We start from the raw sequence: 17,050 nt of genomic DNA on the forward strand, positions 1-17,050 counted from the left end.
ATGGCGGACGACTCCGGCGAGCGCTCCGAGGCCGCGACCGAGAAGCGGATGAAAGAGGTCCACTCGAAGGGTCAGCTGTCCCGGTCGCAGGACCTCAGCGCCTGGGTGGGCGTCGGCGCCGCCGCCGTGATGATCCCTTCGACCATCGAGCGCGCCTCCTCGGCGGGCGTCGACCAGATGTTCTCGATCCGCCAGGCCATCACGCACCCCGACTCGGCGACCGTGGTCACCGAGCTGATGCAGGGCGCGGGTTCGATGGGGGCCACGATCGGGCCCATGCTGGCCGTCGTCGGCGTGGCCGTCCTCGCGACCGCGATCGTGCAGGGCGGCGTGCACATCAAGCGCATGACCGGCAACTACGAGCAGTTCAACCTGCTCAACGGCCTCAAGAACACCTTCGGCACGCAGGCGCTCTGGAACGGCGCGAAGGCGTTGATCAAGACGACCGTCGTCGGCCTCGTGCTCTGGTTCGCGATCCAGGGTCTGATGCCCGTGCTCATGAGCGGCGGCGGCCTCAGCGTCTCGGCCGTGCTCGAGGAGGCCAAGGCCGGCACCGGCATCCTGATCAAGGCCGCGATCGCGGCCGGCCTGCTGCTCGCCTTCGCCGACGTGTTCGTCGTCATGCGCCGCAACCGCAAGAAGACCCGCATGACCAAGAAAGAGGTCAAGGACGAGAACAAGTCGAGCGACGGCGACCCCCTGGTCAAGTCGCAGCGGCGTTCCCGTCAGCTCGCGATGAGCCGCAACCGCATGATCGGGGCCATCGCCGACGCCGACGTCGTCATGGTGAACCCGACCGACTACGCCGTGGCGGTCAAGTACGAACCCGGCAAGTCGGCTCCGCGCGTCGTCGCGAAGGGCGCCGGCACGGTCGCCGCCCGCATCCGCGAGCAGGCCACCGCCGACGGCGTCCCGCTCGTCGTCGACGTCCCGCTGACCCGAGCGCTCCACGCCGCCTGCGGCCTGGGCGAGGAGATCCCCGTCGACCTCTACACGCCGGTCGCCCGGGTGCTCACCTTCGTCATGGCGCTCAAGGCCCGCGGCACGCTGAAGGGGACGCACACGCCGCCCCGCGTCACCACGGCCGACGAGGTGGCCGGCGTCCTGGCTCCCGAGTCGCTCGAGGCCGACGCCGTGCCCCGCCGCCTCCGCATCGCCCGCGAGGCCGCGACCGGCGCGACCGGCACGACCGGCGCGACCTCCGCACCGTCCCGCACCGCGCCTCCTGCGCTCTCCCGCTCCGTCCGCCCCGCCACCCCTGGAGGCACCCGATGAAGTCCACCCTGCCCAAGCTCGCCGTCCCGGTCGGCATCGTCGGCATCGTGCTGCTGCTCGTCGTGCCGGTGCCCGCGCCGATGCTCGACGTGCTGATCATCCTCAACATCCTGTTGGCGCTGGTGATCCTGCTGACGACGCTGTTCGTCAAGAAGCCGCTCGACTTCTCGGTCTTCCCGTCGCTGCTGCTCGTGGCGACGCTGTTCCGCCTCGGGCTCAACGTGGCCTCGACGCGCCTCGTGCTCGGCGACGGCTTCGCCGGCGACGTCATCGCGGCGTTCGGGCACGTCGCCGTGAGCGGCTCGATCATCATCGGCTCGGTGATCTTCCTGATCCTCGTCGTGATCCAGTTCGTGGTCGTGACCAAGGGTGCCGAGCGCGTCGCCGAGGTGGGCGCCCGGTTCACCCTCGACGCCATGCCGGGCAAGCAGATGGCCATCGACGCCGACCTCAACGCGGGCCTCATCACCGACGAGGTCGCCAAGCAGCGTCGCGCCGACGTCAGCGCCGAGGCCGACTTCTACGGCGCCATGGACGGTGCGTCGAAGTTCGTCAAGGGTGACGCCATCGCCGGCATCATCATCATCATCATCAACCTGGTCGGCGGCATCGCGATCGGCGCGCTGCAGAACGGCATGGCCATCGGCGACGCCCTCTCGCACTACGGACTGCTCACCATCGGCGACGGCCTGACCACGCAGATCCCCGCCCTGCTGATGGCCGTCTCGACCGGCATGATCGTCACCCGCTCGGGCGCCGACACCGAGATGGGCGCGCAGGCCGCGTCGCAACTCGGCCAGTCGCGCATCGCGCTCGCCGTGGCCGGGACCGCCGCCATCGGCATGGGCTTCATCCCCGGCATGCCGATCGTCGCGTTCCTGCTGATCGGTGGGGCACTGCTGCTCGTCGCCTACCGGCTCGGCGTGGCCGCCAAGGCCGAGGAGGCGCGCGCGGCCCTCGCAGAGCAGCAGGCGGCGGTCGTCGCCCCCACCGACACGACCGACGACCTGCTCGAGCAGATGCGGGTGCACGCGCTCGAGATCCTGCTCGCGCCCGACCTCGTCGACATGGTCGGGGGAGCGTCGGACGACCTGCTCGGCCGGGTCAAGGCCCTGCGTCGCAAGATCGCGGTCGACCTCGGCATCGTCGTGCCGCCCGTCCGCACCCGGGACAGCGTCGACCTGCCGCCGGCCACCTACTCGATCCGCATCGCGGGCGTCGAGGCCGGTCGCGGTCAGGCGCCGGCCCGCTCCGTGCTGGCCCTCGGCGACGCGCTCGACGGCCTGCCCGGCACCGCCACGGTCGAGCCGGTCTTCGGCCTCGCCGGCAAGTGGGTTCCCGCCGAGATGCGCCACAGCGCCGAGATGACCGGCGCCACGGTGATCGACCGCGTCTCGGTGCTCGTCACGCACCTGTCGTCGATCATCGCCGACAACGCCGCCCGACTGCTGACCCGCGAGGACGTCCGCGTGCTGACCGAGGGCGTCAAGCAGGTCAACGCCCCGGCCGTCGACGACCTCGTGCCGAACATGCTGTCGCTCGCCGAGCTGCAGCGCGTCCTCCAGGGCCTGCTGTCGGAGCGCATCCCGATCAACGACCTCGCGCGGATCTGCGAGGGGCTGACGCTGCGGGCGAAGGTGTCGACCGACCCGGAGGGACTCGTCGAGGCGGCCCGCGCCTCCTTGGGCCCCGCGCTCACGGCGCAGTACCTCGACGGTCGCGTGCTGCGGGTCATCATGATCGACCCGACCCTCGAGCAGTCGATGCTCGAGGGGCTGCGACCGAGCGACCAGGGGACGCAGATCCTGCTCGACGGGCACCGGGTCGAGCAGGTGCTCGGGTCGCTGCGCGAGGCCGTGCAATCGGTCGAGGCGCAGGGTCTCAGCGCGGTGCTGGTCTGCGCTCCGGCGTTGCGACCGGCCATCCACCGGCTCGTGTCGGCGCAGCAGAACGGCCTGCCGGTGCTGTCGTACCAGGAGGCCACCGCCGCCGGCTCGACCATCGAGACCGTCGGCGTCGTCCGCGCGACCGACTCGATCGTGGCCTGAGATGCCGACCACGATCGTCATGACCGGCGAGACGCTCGACGGGCTGCGCCGCGAGGTGCGGGCGACCCACGGGGCCTCGGCGCGCATCGTCGCGGCGCAGAAGGTGACCGTCGGGGGAGTCGGCGGCTTCTTCGCCCGCAAGCACTACGAGGTCACCGTCGAGGTGCCCGACCCCGCGATCGACCTGCCCGTCGCCCGGGTGCGCATCACGACGCCGGTGCCGGCCGAGCGTGCGGGCATCGCGGCGTTGCTGGCGTCGGCCGACGAGGCCGAGGACGCCCTGCAGGCGGGGGCTCCGGCAGCCCGGGCCGCCTGGTCGGCGTCGCTGGCCGCGGGGGACGCGGCCGCGACGGCGGCGACGCCCGCGCGCGACGGCTTCGACGACGTGCTGACCGGTTCGGCCGTGCCCGTGAGCCCGCGTCGGGCCGCCCGCGCCGCGGCGGCCGCGGCGACGGGTCCCGGCGGGGCCTCGGCCTCGCCGTCGAGCGCAGGAGGCGCGGTGCCGGTCGCGTCCCCGGCCGACGTCTCGACGCGCACCGACGCGTTCGCCTCGATCATGGACGACCTCACCTTCAACGGCATCGCTCCGGCCGCCGGTGCCGCCGCCGGCCTCGGAGCCGGTGTCGCGGCGACGGGCCCGGGCCCCACCGCCTCCGCCGACGGTGACGCCGCCGACCCCGACGCGCCGCACGGGGCCGCTCCCCGTCGGACGGCGGCGTCGCTCGCGGCCGTTGCCGACGCCCTCGCCGCGCAGGCCCGGGCCGTGGCCTCCCCGGGCGTGCCGCCCGCCCCCGACGTGTCGCGCGGGGCAGGCGACCTCGTCGTGGTCGTCGGCCGCCCCGGCGACGCCTTCCGCGTGGCCGCCCAGATGGCCTCGACGTTCGGGCTGCGCTCCGTCGACGTGTCGGATCGCCGGAGCGGCATCCTGGCCCGGGCCACCGGCGTGCACGAGAACTCGGCCGTCGTGACGGCCCTCGCCTGGGACGCGGCCGCACCCGCCGCCCTCGAGGCGATCGCCGCCGACCAGGTCTGGGTCGCGGTCGACGTCGGGCGCAAGCACGACGACACGGCCCGCTGGGTCGAGGCCGTCCGGGCGGTCGCGCCCGTGGTCGCGGCCGCCGTGGTCGGCGAGGACGACACGGCGACCCCGGGCACGGTGCACCTGCTCGGCGTGCCGGTGGGCTGGCGCGAAGGAGGCGCGACCCGCTGAGTCGCGCCTCCTGTGGTGGTCGTCCTCCCGCGGTGGTGCCTCGTGGCCGGTGTCGTCCTGCGATCGCCGACCCGCGCCTCCTGCCTGTCGTCGTGGCCGGTGCGCCCCGCGCTCGGTAAGCTGGTCCGATGCTGGTGCTGACACGCAAGGTCGGAGAACGCATCGTGATCGGCGACGACATCGTCATCACGGTGCTCGACTCCCGTGGCGACGGCGTGCGCATCGGGATCGACGCACCGCGCGGGGTCAAGATCCAGCGCGAAGAGGTCATCAAGGCCGTGACCGAGGCCAACGTCGAGGCGTCGAAGGCCCCCGACGACGCCGAGGCCCGCCTGCGTGCCGCCCTCGGCGCCCCCGCCCCCCGCGCCGACCAGTAGCCCGCCGCGCGGCCCCCTCCGCACCTGGCCCGGGCCGCTCTGGCCTCGTGCCGCGGCGCGCTCGTGCCGCCACGCCGCCGTGCCCTCACGCCGCCACGAGATGGACACAGCGCCACCTTTTCGCCTGGCGTCGTGTCCACATCGTGGCGGGTTGCCGGAGAGAACCGCAGCCTCTGACGGTTCTGAGTAGTCGCGGCACTGTGGCTCGTGTTCCTCTCACCTGTCGCGCCCCTCGCCTCGGCCGCCGTCGTGGGCGCCACGGGGGCGGCCCACCGGCTGGAGCGGGGCGTCGTCAGCGCGCCCCGAACACGCTCCGTGACGGCTCGGGCGAGGGCACGGCCGTCGCGTCGGTGACGACGGGCGCCCCGGCGACGAAGTCGCGCAGCTCACGGCCGTGGACGACCTTGGCCGGCAGCGGGTCCGACGAGTAGAGCCGGGGCATGCGGTCGGTCGGCAGCGGCGACGGCGAACCGATCAGCACGACGTTGCCGAAGCGACGGCCCTTGAGCGTCGCGGGGTCGGCCACGGCGACGACGTGCTCGAACACGGTCGCGAGGGTCGACGCCTGGCCGCGGGCGAAGGCCAGCCCCGCGCCGTCGGCCGAGTTGACGATCAGCATGCCGGTCGGCGACAGGAACTCGGCCGCCGCCGTGTAGAACTCGAGCGACGTGACGTGGGCGGGGATCTGCGAACCGCCGAACACGTCGACGATCAGCAGGTCCACCGTGCCGCGCAGTCCGGCGGGCAGCTTCACCATGACCTCGCGGGCGTCGCCGTAGCGCACCCGGATCGAGGCCCCCCGCGGCAGCGGCAGGGTGTCGCGCACCAGGGCCACGAGGTCGGCCTCGAGCTCGATCACCTGCTGGCGCGAACCCGGTCGGGTGGCCTCGACGTAGCGGGGCAGGGTCAGGGCGCCGGCGCCGAGGTGCAGTGCGGTGACCGGCCCCTCGGGCAGCAGGTCGACGGCGTGCCCGATGCGCCGGACGTACTCGAAGGCCAGGTGCGTCGGGTCGTCGAGGTCGACGTGCGACTGGGGCGTGCCGTCGACGACGAGGGTGTACGAACCGGGGCGGTGCCGGTCCTCGTCCACGCGGGCGAGACCTGCCCCGATCGAGATCTCGACGGGCGGGTCGTCGTGCTGTGCGGCCATGCCCCAAGCCTCCCATCCCGGGGACGAGGAGGCGCGCGCGGCCCTCGATCCCGTGGAATGCCTGTGCATGCGCCCGGGTTATACCGAAGCTCGGGCGAAAGGTCAACGACAGGGCTTGCCAGGCGTGTCCGGGGCGACCTAGTATGGACCTTTGCGCTCCCCGTGCGTCCTGTCGTCATATTGCGGTCGACAACGTCTCGAGACACCCACCCCCGAATATGACGGCGGGGTGGATGGTGTCCGCCGGGTAGGGCCGTTCACTCACTCACCACATACTGTCCGACAGTGATGACCCGACGGGGTCCACGGAGGTTACTTCCTTGGCTGCTGCGAACAACGCATCCACCAACTCACCCAAGAACGGTCGCAACGCATCGCGGCTCTCGTTCGCCAAGATCACCGACACGCTGACGGTCCCCGACCTGCTGGCGCTCCAGACCGAGAGCTTCGACTGGCTCGTCGGCAACGACATCTGGAAGGATCGCCTCGCCGAGGCGACCGAGCAGGGTCGCACCGACCTGGCCCTCCACTCGGGCCTGGAAGAGATCTTCGAAGAGATCTCGCCGATCGAAGACCTCGGCGAGACCATGCAGCTCTCGTTCACGGCCCCCGAGCTCGAAGAGCCCAAGTACACGATCGACGAGTGCAAAGAGCGTGGCAAGACCTACGCCGCGCCGCTCTACGTGAACGCCGAGTTCATGAACCACCTCACCGGTGAGATCAAGACCCAGACGGTCTTCATGGGCGACTTCCCGCTCATGACCGAGCGTGGCACGTTCATCATCAACGGCACCGAGCGTGTCGTCGTCTCGCAGCTCGTCCGCAGCCCGGGCGTCTACTTCGAGCGCGCCTCCGACAAGACCAGCGACAAGGACATCTACTCGGCTCGCGTCATCCCGAGCCGTGGTGCCTGGCTCGAGTTCGAGATCGACAAGCGCGACCAGGTCGGCGTGCGCATCGACCGCAAGCGCAAGCAGAGCGTGACCGTCTTCCTCAAGGCCCTCGGCCTGACGAGCGAAGAGATCATGGAGGAGTTCAAGGGCTTCGCCTCGATCGAGGCCACCCTCGAGAAGGACGCCATCCTCACCAAGGAAGAGGCGCTCAAGGACATCTACCGCAAGCTCCGTCCGGGCGAGCAGGTCGCTGCCGAGGCCGCGCGTGCGCTCCTCGACAACTTCTACTTCAACCACAAGCGCTACGACCTGGCCAAGGTGGGTCGCTACAAGATCAACCGCAAGCTCGGCATCGACGCGCCCCTGGGCGACTCGGTCCTGACCGTCGACGACATCGTCGCGACGATCAAGTACCTCGTGTCGCTGCACGCCGAAGAGAAGTCGATGAACGGCACGCGCGACGGCGAGCCCGTCCAGCTGCGCCTCGACGTCGACGACATCGACCACTTCGGCAACCGTCGCATCCGCGCGGTCGGCGAGCTGATCCAGAACCAGGTCCGCACCGGTCTGTCGCGCATGGAGCGCGTCGTCCGTGAGCGCATGACCACGCAAGACATCGAGGCGATCACGCCGCAGACCCTGATCAACGTGCGCCCCGTCGTCGCCGCGATCAAGGAGTTCTTCGGCACCTCGCAGCTCTCGCAGTTCATGGACCAGAACAACCCGCTCTCGGGACTGACGCACAAGCGTCGTCTGAGCGCGCTCGGCCCCGGCGGTCTGTCGCGTGAGCGCGCCGGCGTCGAGGTCCGCGACGTCCACCCCTCGCACTACGGCCGCATGTGCCCGATCGAGACCCCTGAAGGCCCGAACATCGGCCTGATCGGCTCGCTCGCGTCCTTCGCGCGCATCAACTCGTTCGGCTTCATCGAGACGCCCTACCGTCGCGTGGAGAAGGGCAACGTCACCACGACGATCGACTACCTCACCGCCTCCGAAGAGGACGACTACGTCGTCGCCCAGGCGAACGCGCCCCTCGACGACAAGTTCGACTTCGTCGACGACAAGGTGCTCGTCCGCAAGAAGGGCGGCGAGGTCGAGCTCGTCGACAAGGCCGAGGTCGACTACATGGACGTCTCGCCGCGCCAGATGGTGTCGGTGGCCACGTCGCTGATCCCGTTCCTCGAGCACGACGACGCGAACCGCGCCCTGATGGGTGCGAACATGCAGCGTCAGGCCGTCCCGCTCGTCCGCAGCGAGAGCCCCCTCGTCGGCACCGGCATGGAGGGCTACACCGCGATCGACGCCGGTGACGTCGTCACCGCCGACGCCGCGGGCGTGGTCTCCGAGGTGTCGGCCGACGTCGTCACCGTCCAGCTCGACGACGGCGGCACGCAGGACTACTACCTGCGCAAGTTCGACCGCTCGAACCAGGGCGCCAGCTACAACCACCGCGTGATCGTCGACGCCGGCCAGCGCGTCGAGGTCGGCGAGGTCATCGCCGACGGTCCCGCGACCGAGAACGGCGAGCTCGCGCTCGGCAAGAACCTGCTCGTCGCGTTCATGCCCTGGGAGGGCTACAACTACGAGGACGCGATGATCCTGTCGCAGAACCTCATCAAGGACGACACGCTCTCGTCGATCCACATCGAAGAGTACGAAGTCGACGCCCGCGACACGAAGCTCGGCAAGGAGGAGATCACCCGTGATCTTCCCAACGTCAGCCCCGACCTGCTGGCCGACCTCGACGAGCGCGGCATCATCCGCATCGGTGCCGAGGTGCGCCCCGGCGACATCCTCGTCGGCAAGGTCACGCCCAAGGGCGAGACCGAGCTCAGCGCCGAAGAGCGCCTGCTGCGTGCGATCTTCAACGAGAAGAGCCGTGAGGTCCGCGACACGTCCCTGAAGGTGCCCCACGGCGAGCAGGGAACGGTCATCGGCGTCAAGGTCTTCGACTCGCAGGACGGCGACGACGAGCTCGGCTCGGGCGTCAACCAGCGCGTCGTCGTCTTCATCGCCCAGAAGCGCAAGATCACGGCGGGCGACAAGCTCGCCGGTCGTCACGGCAACAAGGGCGTCATCTCGACGATCCTGCCGGTCGAGGACATGCCGTTCCTCGCGGACGGCACGCCGGTCGACATCATCCTCAACCCGCTGGGCGTCCCCGGTCGGATGAACTTCGGCCAGGTGCTCGAGATCCACCTCGGGTGGATCGCGGCGCAGGGCTGGAACGTCGAGGGCGTCCAGGAGTGGGCGAAGAACCTGCCCGAAGAGGCGCTCAGCGCCGCTCCCGGCACGAAGGTCGCCACCCCGGTGTTCGACGGTGCCGCCGAGCGCGAGATCGAGGGTCTGCTCGACTCGACCCTGCCGACCCGCGACGGTGAGCGTCTGATCGGTTCGTCCGGCAAGGCGCGCCTGTTCGACGGTCGCTCGGGTGAGCCGTTCCCGAACCCGATCTCGGTCGGTTACATGTACATCCTGAAGCTGCACCACCTCGTCGACGACAAGATCCACGCGCGTTCGACGGGCCCGTACTCGATGATCACGCAGCAGCCGCTGGGTGGTAAGGCACAGTTCGGTGGCCAGCGCTTCGGTGAGATGGAGGTCTGGGCCCTCGAGGCCTACGGCGCCGCGTACGCGCTGCAAGAGCTCCTGACCATCAAGTCGGACGACATCCTCGGCCGCGTGAAGGTGTACGAAGCCATCGTCAAGGGCGAGAACATCCAGGAGCCCGGCATCCCCGAGAGCTTCAAGGTCCTCATCAAAGAGATGCAGTCGCTCTGCTTGAACGTCGAGGTCCTCTCGGCCGACGGACAGACGGTCAGCCTGCGCGACACGGACGACGAGGTCTTCCGTGCCGCCGAAGAGCTCGGCATCAACATCTCCTCCCGCTTCGAATCGTCGAACGTCGACGAGATCTAAGCCCCCTTCCCACAACGACACGTCGATACATCTGACAAGGGATTAAATTTTGATCGAAGCAACAACTTTCGATGAGCTGCGGATCGGCCTCGCCACTGCCGAGAACATCCGCGCCTGGTCGCACGGTGAGGTCAAGAAGCCGGAGACCATCAACTACCGCACGCTGAAGCCCGAGAAGGACGGCCTCTTCGGAGAGCAGATCTTCGGGCCGTCGCGTGACTGGGAGTGCGCGTGCGGCAAGTACAAGCGCGTCCGCTTCAAGGGCATCGTCTGCGAGCGCTGCGGCGTCGAGGTCACGAAGTCGTCCGTGCGTCGTGAGCGCATGGGCCACATCGAGCTCGCCGCTCCCGTCACGCACATCTGGTACTTCAAGGGCGTCCCCTCGCGCTTGGGCTACCTGCTCGACATGGCCCCGAAGGACCTCGAGAAGGTCATCTACTTCGCGGCCTACATGGTCATCTCGATCGACGAAGAGGGCCGTCACGCCGACATGCCCGGGCTCGAGAACGAGCTCCGCCTCGAGATCAAGCAGCTCGAGTCGCAGCGCGACACGCGCATCGCCGACCGCCTCCAGAAGCTCGAGGACGACCTGGCCGTCCTCGAGGAAGAAGGCGCGAAGAGCGACCAGAAGCGTCGTGCGAAGGACGGCGCCGAGAAAGAGATGTCGCAGACGCGCAAGTCGTTCGACGAGGACATCAACCGCCTCGAGCGCGTCTGGGAGGACTTCCGCAACCTCAAGGTCGGCGACCTCAAGCCCGAGGACGCCGTCTTCCACGAGCTGCAGGACCGCTTCGGCATCTACTTCGAGGCCCACATGGGCGCCGAGGCGATCAAGAAGCGCCTCGAGGGCTTCGACCTCACCACCGAGGCCGAGAACCTCCACCTGCAGATCTCCGAGGGCAAGGGTCAGAAGAAGATCCGCGCCATCAAGCGCCTGCGCGTCGTGAGCTCGTTCCTGGCCACCGGCAACTCGCCGGCCGCCATGGTCCTCGACGTCGTCCCGGTCATCCCGCCCGAGCTGCGCCCGATGGTGCAGCTGGACGGTGGCCGTTTCGCGACCAGCGACCTGAACGACCTCTACCGTCGCGTGATCAACCGCAACAACCGCCTCCGTCGCCTGCTCGACCTCGGTGCTCCCGAGATCATCGTGAACAACGAGAAGCGCATGCTGCAAGAGGCCGTCGACGCCCTGTTCGACAACGGTCGTCGCGGTCGTCCCGTCACGGGTACCGGCAACCGCGCCCTGAAGTCCCTGAGCGACATGCTCAAGGGAAAGCAGGGTCGCTTCCGCCAGAACCTGCTCGGCAAGCGCGTCGACTACTCGGGTCGTTCGGTCATCATCGTCGGCCCGACGCTGAAGCTGCACCAGTGCGGTCTGCCCAAGCAGATGGCCCTCGAGCTGTTCAAGCCGTTCGTCATCAAGCGCCTGATCGACCTGAGCCACGCTCAGAACATCAAGTCGGCCAAGCGCATGGTCGAGCGTTCGCGCCCGCAGGTCTGGGACGTCCTCGAAGAGATCATCCGCGAGCGCCCCGTGCTGCTGAACCGTGCGCCCACGCTGCACCGTCTCGGCATCCAGGCGTTCGAGCCCCAGCTGGTCGAGGGCAAGGCCATCCAGCTGCACCCGCTCGTCTGCGCGGCGTTCAACGCCGACTTCGACGGTGACCAGATGGCCGTGCACCTGCCGCTGTCCGTCGAGGCCCAGGCCGAGGCGCGCATCCTGATGCTCGCGTCGAACAACATCCTGAAGCCGTCCGACGGCCGTCCGGTGACCCTGCCCGCACAGGACATGATCATCGGTCTGCACTACCTCACGACGGTCACCGAGGGTGCCGAGGGTGAAGGCCGTGCCTTCTCGTCGGTCGCCGAGGCGATCCTCGCCAAGGACCAGGGCACGCTCGACCTCAACGCGATGGTCAAGATCCGCATGAACGGCGTGCACTTCGCCGAGGGCGAGGCTCCCGAGGGCTACGAGGTCGGGCAGGACATCCTGCTCGAGACGACCCTCGGTCGCGCGCTCTTCAACGAGAACCTGCCGGCGGACTACCCGTTCGTCCAGCAGGTGACCGACAAGGGCATGCTCTCGACGATCGTCAACGACCTCGCCGAGCGCTACCCGAAGGTCGCCGTCGCGGCGGCACTCGACAACATCAAGGACGCGGGCTTCTACTGGGCCTCGCGTTCGGGTGTCACCGTCGCGCTGTCCGACGTGCTCACGCCTCCGCGCAAGCCCGAGATCGTCGCGGGTTACGAGAAGCAGGCCGCCGCCGTGCAGTCCGAGTTCGACAAGGGCTTGATCTCGGACGCCGAGCGTCGCGCCGACCTGATCAAGATCTGGACGGAGGCCACGAACGAGGTCGCCGCCGAGATGCGCGCGAACTTCCCGATCGACAACACCATCAACCGCATGGTGACGTCGGGTGCTCGTGGTAACTGGCTGCAGGTGCGCAACATCGCCGGCATGCGAGGCCTGGTGAACAACCCGAAGGGTGACATCATCCCGCGCCCGATCATCTCCTCGTACCGCGAGGGTCTGTCGGTGGCCGAGTACTTCATCGCGACGCACGGTGCCCGCAAGGGTCTGGCCGACACGGCCCTCCGTACGGCCGACTCGGGGTACCTGACCCGTCGTCTCGTCGACGTGTCGCAGGACGTCATCATCCGTGAGGACGACTGCGGCACCTCGCGCGGCCTCGAGATGCCGATCGCCGCACCCGACGCCAACGGCGTCATGGTGCGCGACGCGACCGTCGAGAACACCGTGTTCGCACGGTCGCTCGCGGCTGCCGCGGTGGACGCGAATGGCACGGTGCTGGCCGAGGCCGGCGCCGACGTCGGAGACGTGCTGATCGACGAGCTCGTGGCGGCCGGTGTCGAGACCATCAAGGTCCGCTCCGTCCTCACCTGTGAGGCCGCCGTCGGTGTCTGCGCCCAGTGCTACGGCCGCTCGCTGGCCACCGGCAACCTGGTCGACATCGGTGAGGCCGTCGGCATCATCGCCGCCCAGTCGATCGGTGAGCCCGGCACGCAGCTGACCATGCGTACCTTCCACACCGGTGGTTCGGCCTCGGCCGACGACATCACGCAGGGTCTGCCCCGCGTGACCGAGCTGTTCGAGGCTCGTACCCCCAAGGGTGCGTCCCCGATCGCCGACTCGGCCGGTCGCATCACGATCGAGGACACCGACAAGGCTCGCCGCGTCATCCTGCAGCCCGACAACGGCGACGAAGAAGTGATCTACCCCGTGCTCAAGCGTTCGACCCTCCTCGTCGAGGACGGTCAGCACGTCGAGCTCGGCGAGCAGATCATCGCCGGTGCGGTGGACCCGAAAGAGGTCCTGCGCGTCAAGGGCGTCCGTGCGGTGCAGCAGCACCTCGTGGGTGGCGTCCAGGACGTCTACCGCTCGCAGGGCGTGCCGATCCACGACAAGCACATCGAGGTCATCGTCCGTCAGATGCTCCGCAAGGTCACCGTCGTCGACCACGCCGACACCGACCTGCTGCCCGGTGAGCTCGTCGACCGGTCGAAGTACAACGAGATCAACCGTGCGGCACTGACCGAGGGCAAGCGGACCGCGTCCGCCCGTCAAGAGGTCATGGGCATCACGAAGGCCTCGCTGGCGACCGAGTCGTGGCTGTCCGCCGCGTCCTTCCAGGAGACGACCCGCGTCCTGACGCAGGCCGCCATGGAAGGCAAGAGCGACCCGCTGGTCGGTCTGAAGGAGAACGTCATCATCGGAAAGCTCATCCCCGCGGGCACCGGCCTGTCGCGTTACCGCGACGTGTCGGTCGAGGCGACGGAAGAAGCGAAGGCGGAGCGGTACCCCAACCGCGTCTTCACCGACGACGCGTCGTTCAACGAAGCCGACCTGAGCTTCGTGGACTTCGACTCCTTCTCGTCGGACGACTTCACTCCCGGCACCTACAACTGAGAACCCCGTCAGGAGGCGCGGTGAGGGTCTGACCCCCACCGCGCCTCCTGAGGGCCTCACCTCGAAGGGCCCCGGCTCGCACTCCGTGCGGACCGGGGCCTTTCGTCGTCCCTCCCGGTCGGGGCGGTGACGCGAGCGGGAGGTTCCCCCGCCGGGCTGAGGCGACGTCGGGAGCCGACCCGGCAGGATGGAGGGATGCCTGACGACCAGCCCGCCGAGACCGCCACCCTGACGAGCGGCGTCGCCGCCACGGCTGCTGCCGCCACGGCCGACACCGCCGACACCGCCGTCGGAGCACCGGCCACACCGCCCCCGGTCGTCGTCGGCCGAGGCGAGGCCGCCGAGGGGGTCGGCATCGGCACGGCCGACCGCCCCGTCCGCGAGCGGGTGACGGCACCCGACGTCGTGGCGTCACCGGAGCCCGTCGCCGGTGTCACCTGGCGACCGCTCACCCTCGACGACCTCGTGCCCCTGCACGCGCTCTGTGCCCGCATGGGGTCGGTCGACCACCCCGACCGCGGCCATGCGCTCGAGGTCGTGCGTGACGACCTCACGTCGCCCGGCATCGACCTCGTGCGGGACAGCATCGTCGGGGTGGACGCCGAGGGCCGCTTCGTCGCCTGGGGCCTCAGCCACCTCGGCCCGACGCGGGTCAGCCTCGTGCGGGTGGGGGTCCCCGGCGGTGTCGACCCCGGCCGACGCGGCGAGGGTCTCGGTCGCCGCCTCCTGGACTGGCAACGGGTCCGGGGCGAGCAGCACCTGGCCACCTGTGACGAGGTGCTGCCGGCCGGTCTCGTGACCGACGTCGAGGAGGACGCCCTCGCCACGCGGGCGGCGTTCCGTCGGGCGGGGTTCGACGAGTCGCGGTGGTGGACCGAGCTGCGGCGCGACCTGACGGAACCGATCGAGCGCGTCGCGCTCGACCCGGCCGTCCGCCTGGTCACGATGACCGACGAGTGGGTCGAGGCGACGCGCCAGGCCCGCAACGACGCCTTCCGTGACCACTGGGGCAGCCAGCCGACGAGCGAGGAGCGATGGGGGCGGATGGTCGGTGCCGGCACGTTCCGGCAGGACCTCTCGCTGCTGGCCGTCGCCCGTCCCCTCGACGACCCCGAGGCCGCCGAGCAGGTCGTCGCGTTCGTGCTGAGCGACGTCGACCCCGAGGACTGGGCGGCCCTGGGGCGGCGGTGCGCCTACGTCGAGTACGTCGGCGTCCGGCGCTCCTGGCGGGGACGACACCTCGCGCAGTCCCTGCTCGCGTCGACGCTGGAGGCGCACGTCGCCGAGGGGCTCGAGGTCACCGTGCTCGACGTCGACTCCGTGAGCCCGACGGGCGCCCTGGGGCTCTACGACCGGGCCGGGTTCGTCGCCGCGAGGCGCTCCGCCACGGTGGTCCGCGCCTACTGAGTCCGACCGGGGGGCGACCGGCGCACCCCTTCGAGGGGCACCCGCTCTGGGACGTGCCGCCGACGGCGTCGCCACCGTAGCGTGAGGCAAGCTCGGACCCGACCCCGAGCGTCGAACGGCCTCGTCGTCCTACCCCCGAGGCCCTGTACTTCCGAGGAGGTACGCGTGGCTTCCATGACCGAGATCCTGATCTTGCACGGGCTGTTGCCGATCGAGCAGCTCGACGTGATCCCGCGCGGCCCTGCCGAGGAAGAGGCGTCCATCCGCGACCTCCTCTCGCGGGGCGTCGTCACCGAGATGCAGGTGGCGAGGGCCCGGGCCACCGCCGCCGACCTCGACTTCGTCGAGCTGATCGACTACCCGGTCGACCGCTCGGCCGTGACGATGGTGCCCGCGGCCGTGTGCCGACGGCACAAGGTCCTGCCGATCGGCGTGCGCGACGGTGCGTTGATCCTCGCCATGGAGGACCCGGGCGACGTCTTCGCGATCGACGACGTCCGCGCCGGCCTGCGCATGGGCGTCGACCCCGTCGTCGCCGAGAAGAACGACCTGCGCGCGGCCATCGACCGGTACCTGCGTGCCGACGACGAGTTGAACGACCTGACGTCGACCCTCGAGGAGGAGAGGGCGCACGAGACGGCGGCCGACATCACGGACGGCCCCGACGACGACGTGCCGATCGTCCGGTTCGTCAACCTGCTCGTCAGCCAGGCGATCACCGACCACGCCTCCGACATCCACATCGAGCCGTCCGAGACCGACGTGCGCATCCGGTACCGCATCGACGGCGTGCTGCACGAGATGCAGCCGGCGCCCAAGGCGATCCAGAACGGCGTGATCTCGCGCCTCAAGATCATGAGCGAGATCGACATCGCCGAGCGCCGCAAGCCGCAGGACGGCCGCATGTCGGTCCGCCACGGCGGCCGGCAGATCGACCTGCGGGTGGCGACGCTGCCGACCGTCTGGGGCGAGAAGGTCGTGATGCGCATCCTCGACAACTCGAACACCTCGATGAGCCTGCGCGACCTCAACCTGCTCGAGCGCAACTTCGACGTCTACGCCGAGTCGTACTCGAAGCCCTACGGCATGATCCTCGTCACCGGCCCCACGGGTTCCGGCAAGTCGACGACGCTGTACACGACGCTGAACGCCGTCGCCCGTCCCGAGATCAACGTCATCACGGTCGAGGACCCGGTCGAGTACCGGATGAAGGGCATCAACCAGGTGCAGGTCAACCCCAAGGCGGGCCTGACCTTCGCGAGTGCGCTCCGCAGCATCCTGCGGTCCGACCCCGACGTCGTCCTGCTCGGCGAGATCCGCGACCACGAGACGGCGCAGATCGCGATCGAGGCGTCGCTGACCGGCCACCTCGTGTTGAGCACGTTGCACACGAACGACGCCCCGAGCGCGATCACCCGACTCACCGAGATGGGCATCGAGCCCTTCCTCGTCGGGTCGGCCATCGACTGCGTCGTCGCCCAGCGCCTCGCGCGCCGGCTCTGCGACCGGTGCAAGACGCCCACGGCCTACTCCCCGTTGCAGCTGGCGCACCTGAAGTTCCGGGTCGAGCCCGACGAGAACCCCACGGTGTACCAGCCGGTGGGCTGCCAGCAGTGCTCGAACACGGGCTACCGCGGCCGCATCGCGCTGCACGAGGTGATGAGCGTCTCCGAGGACATCGAGCGGCTCGCGGTGAGCCGCGCGTCCAGCGCCGAGATCGGCCGGGTCGCCCGCGAGCAGGGCATGTTGAGCCTGCGTCAGGACGGATGGGAGAAGGCCAAGCTCGGCCTCACCAGCGTCGAAGAGATCCTGCGGGTCGTCGCGTGACGCCCGCCTCCGG

At 69.7% G+C, this 17,050-nt stretch carries 9 protein-coding genes; 8 read left to right on the forward strand and 1 reads right to left on the reverse strand.

The genetic code is table 11. The features are described from left to right. The 4 genes from QRN23_RS02200 (at position 1) to csrA (ending at position 4,910) form a co-directional block, all read left to right on the forward strand. The gene (locus QRN23_RS02200; RefSeq protein WP_192122979.1) at positions 1–1,275 is read left to right on the forward strand and encodes an EscU/YscU/HrcU family type III secretion system export apparatus switch protein; all 1,275 of its coding nucleotides are present in this window, start codon (positions 1–3) and stop codon (positions 1,273–1,275) included. Beyond that, positions 1,272–3,323 (forward strand): flagellar biosynthesis protein FlhA, encoded by a 2,052-nt coding sequence (locus QRN23_RS02205; protein WP_056043626.1) that lies wholly within the window; start codon positions 1,272–1,274, stop codon positions 3,321–3,323. Before QRN23_RS02200 ends, QRN23_RS02205 begins: the two co-directional genes overlap by 4 nt. 1 nt (position 3,324) lies before the next feature. Continuing rightward, on the forward strand, positions 3,325–4,533 hold the full coding sequence (locus QRN23_RS02210; RefSeq protein ID WP_285062323.1) for a hypothetical protein: 1,209 nt from the start codon (positions 3,325–3,327) through the stop codon (positions 4,531–4,533). A gap of 128 nt (positions 4,534–4,661) precedes the next feature. Beyond that, positions 4,662–4,910 carry a carbon storage regulator CsrA gene (gene csrA, locus QRN23_RS02215; RefSeq protein WP_056043620.1) on the forward strand — a complete coding sequence of 83 codons (249 nt, stop codon included), beginning with the start codon at positions 4,662–4,664 and terminating at the stop codon, positions 4,908–4,910. 292 nt (positions 4,911–5,202) lie between these two features. Here csrA and QRN23_RS02220 read toward each other — a convergent pair whose 3' ends face one another. Continuing rightward, positions 5,203–6,060 carry a spermidine synthase gene (locus tag QRN23_RS02220; RefSeq protein WP_285062325.1) on the reverse strand — a complete coding sequence of 286 codons (858 nt, stop codon included), beginning with the start codon at positions 6,058–6,060 and terminating at the stop codon, positions 5,203–5,205. Positions 6,061–6,380: 320 nt separating this feature from the next. Between QRN23_RS02220 and rpoB the strand changes: the two genes are divergently transcribed. From rpoB to QRN23_RS02240, 4 genes are all read left to right on the forward strand, one after another. Next, the gene (gene rpoB, locus QRN23_RS02225) at positions 6,381–9,872 is read left to right on the forward strand and encodes a DNA-directed RNA polymerase subunit beta (protein WP_056043614.1); all 3,492 of its coding nucleotides are present in this window, start codon (positions 6,381–6,383) and stop codon (positions 9,870–9,872) included. Positions 9,873–9,921: 49 nt separating this feature from the next. Next, on the forward strand, positions 9,922–13,803 hold the full coding sequence (locus QRN23_RS02230) for a DNA-directed RNA polymerase subunit beta' (protein ID WP_277959755.1): 3,882 nt from the start codon (positions 9,922–9,924) through the stop codon (positions 13,801–13,803). Positions 13,804–13,998: 195 nt separating this feature from the next. Beyond that, positions 13,999–15,210: a GNAT family N-acetyltransferase gene (locus QRN23_RS02235; protein ID WP_285062329.1), complete on the forward strand. Its 1,212-nt coding sequence runs from the start codon at positions 13,999–14,001 to the stop codon at positions 15,208–15,210. Between the two features lie 165 nt (positions 15,211–15,375). Next, entirely contained in the window at positions 15,376–17,037 is a 1,662-nt protein-coding gene (locus tag QRN23_RS02240; protein ID WP_056043605.1) for a GspE/PulE family protein, read from the forward strand. The last annotated feature ends 13 nt before the right edge of the window (positions 17,038–17,050 follow it).

It is taken from the genome of Frigoribacterium sp. ME-P-080 (assembly GCF_030209595.1).
Classification (GTDB): domain Bacteria; phylum Actinomycetota; class Actinomycetes; order Actinomycetales; family Microbacteriaceae; genus Frigoribacterium.

Coding starts and splice junctions, on each gene's coding strand:
- csrA (WP_056043620.1), top strand. CDS start 4,662: ATGCTGGTGCTGACACGCAAGGTCGGAGAACGCATCGTGATCGGCGAC.
- QRN23_RS02210 (WP_285062323.1), top strand. CDS start 3,325: ATGCCGACCACGATCGTCATGACCGGCGAGACGCTCGACGGGCTGCGC.
- QRN23_RS02200 (WP_192122979.1), top strand. CDS start 1: ATGGCGGACGACTCCGGCGAGCGCTCCGAGGCCGCGACCGAGAAGCGG.
- QRN23_RS02220 (WP_285062325.1), bottom strand. CDS start 6,060: ATGGCCGCACAGCACGACGACCCGCCCGTCGAGATCTCGATCGGGGCA.
- QRN23_RS02205 (WP_056043626.1), top strand. CDS start 1,272: ATGAAGTCCACCCTGCCCAAGCTCGCCGTCCCGGTCGGCATCGTCGGC.
- QRN23_RS02235 (WP_285062329.1), top strand. CDS start 13,999: ATGCCTGACGACCAGCCCGCCGAGACCGCCACCCTGACGAGCGGCGTC.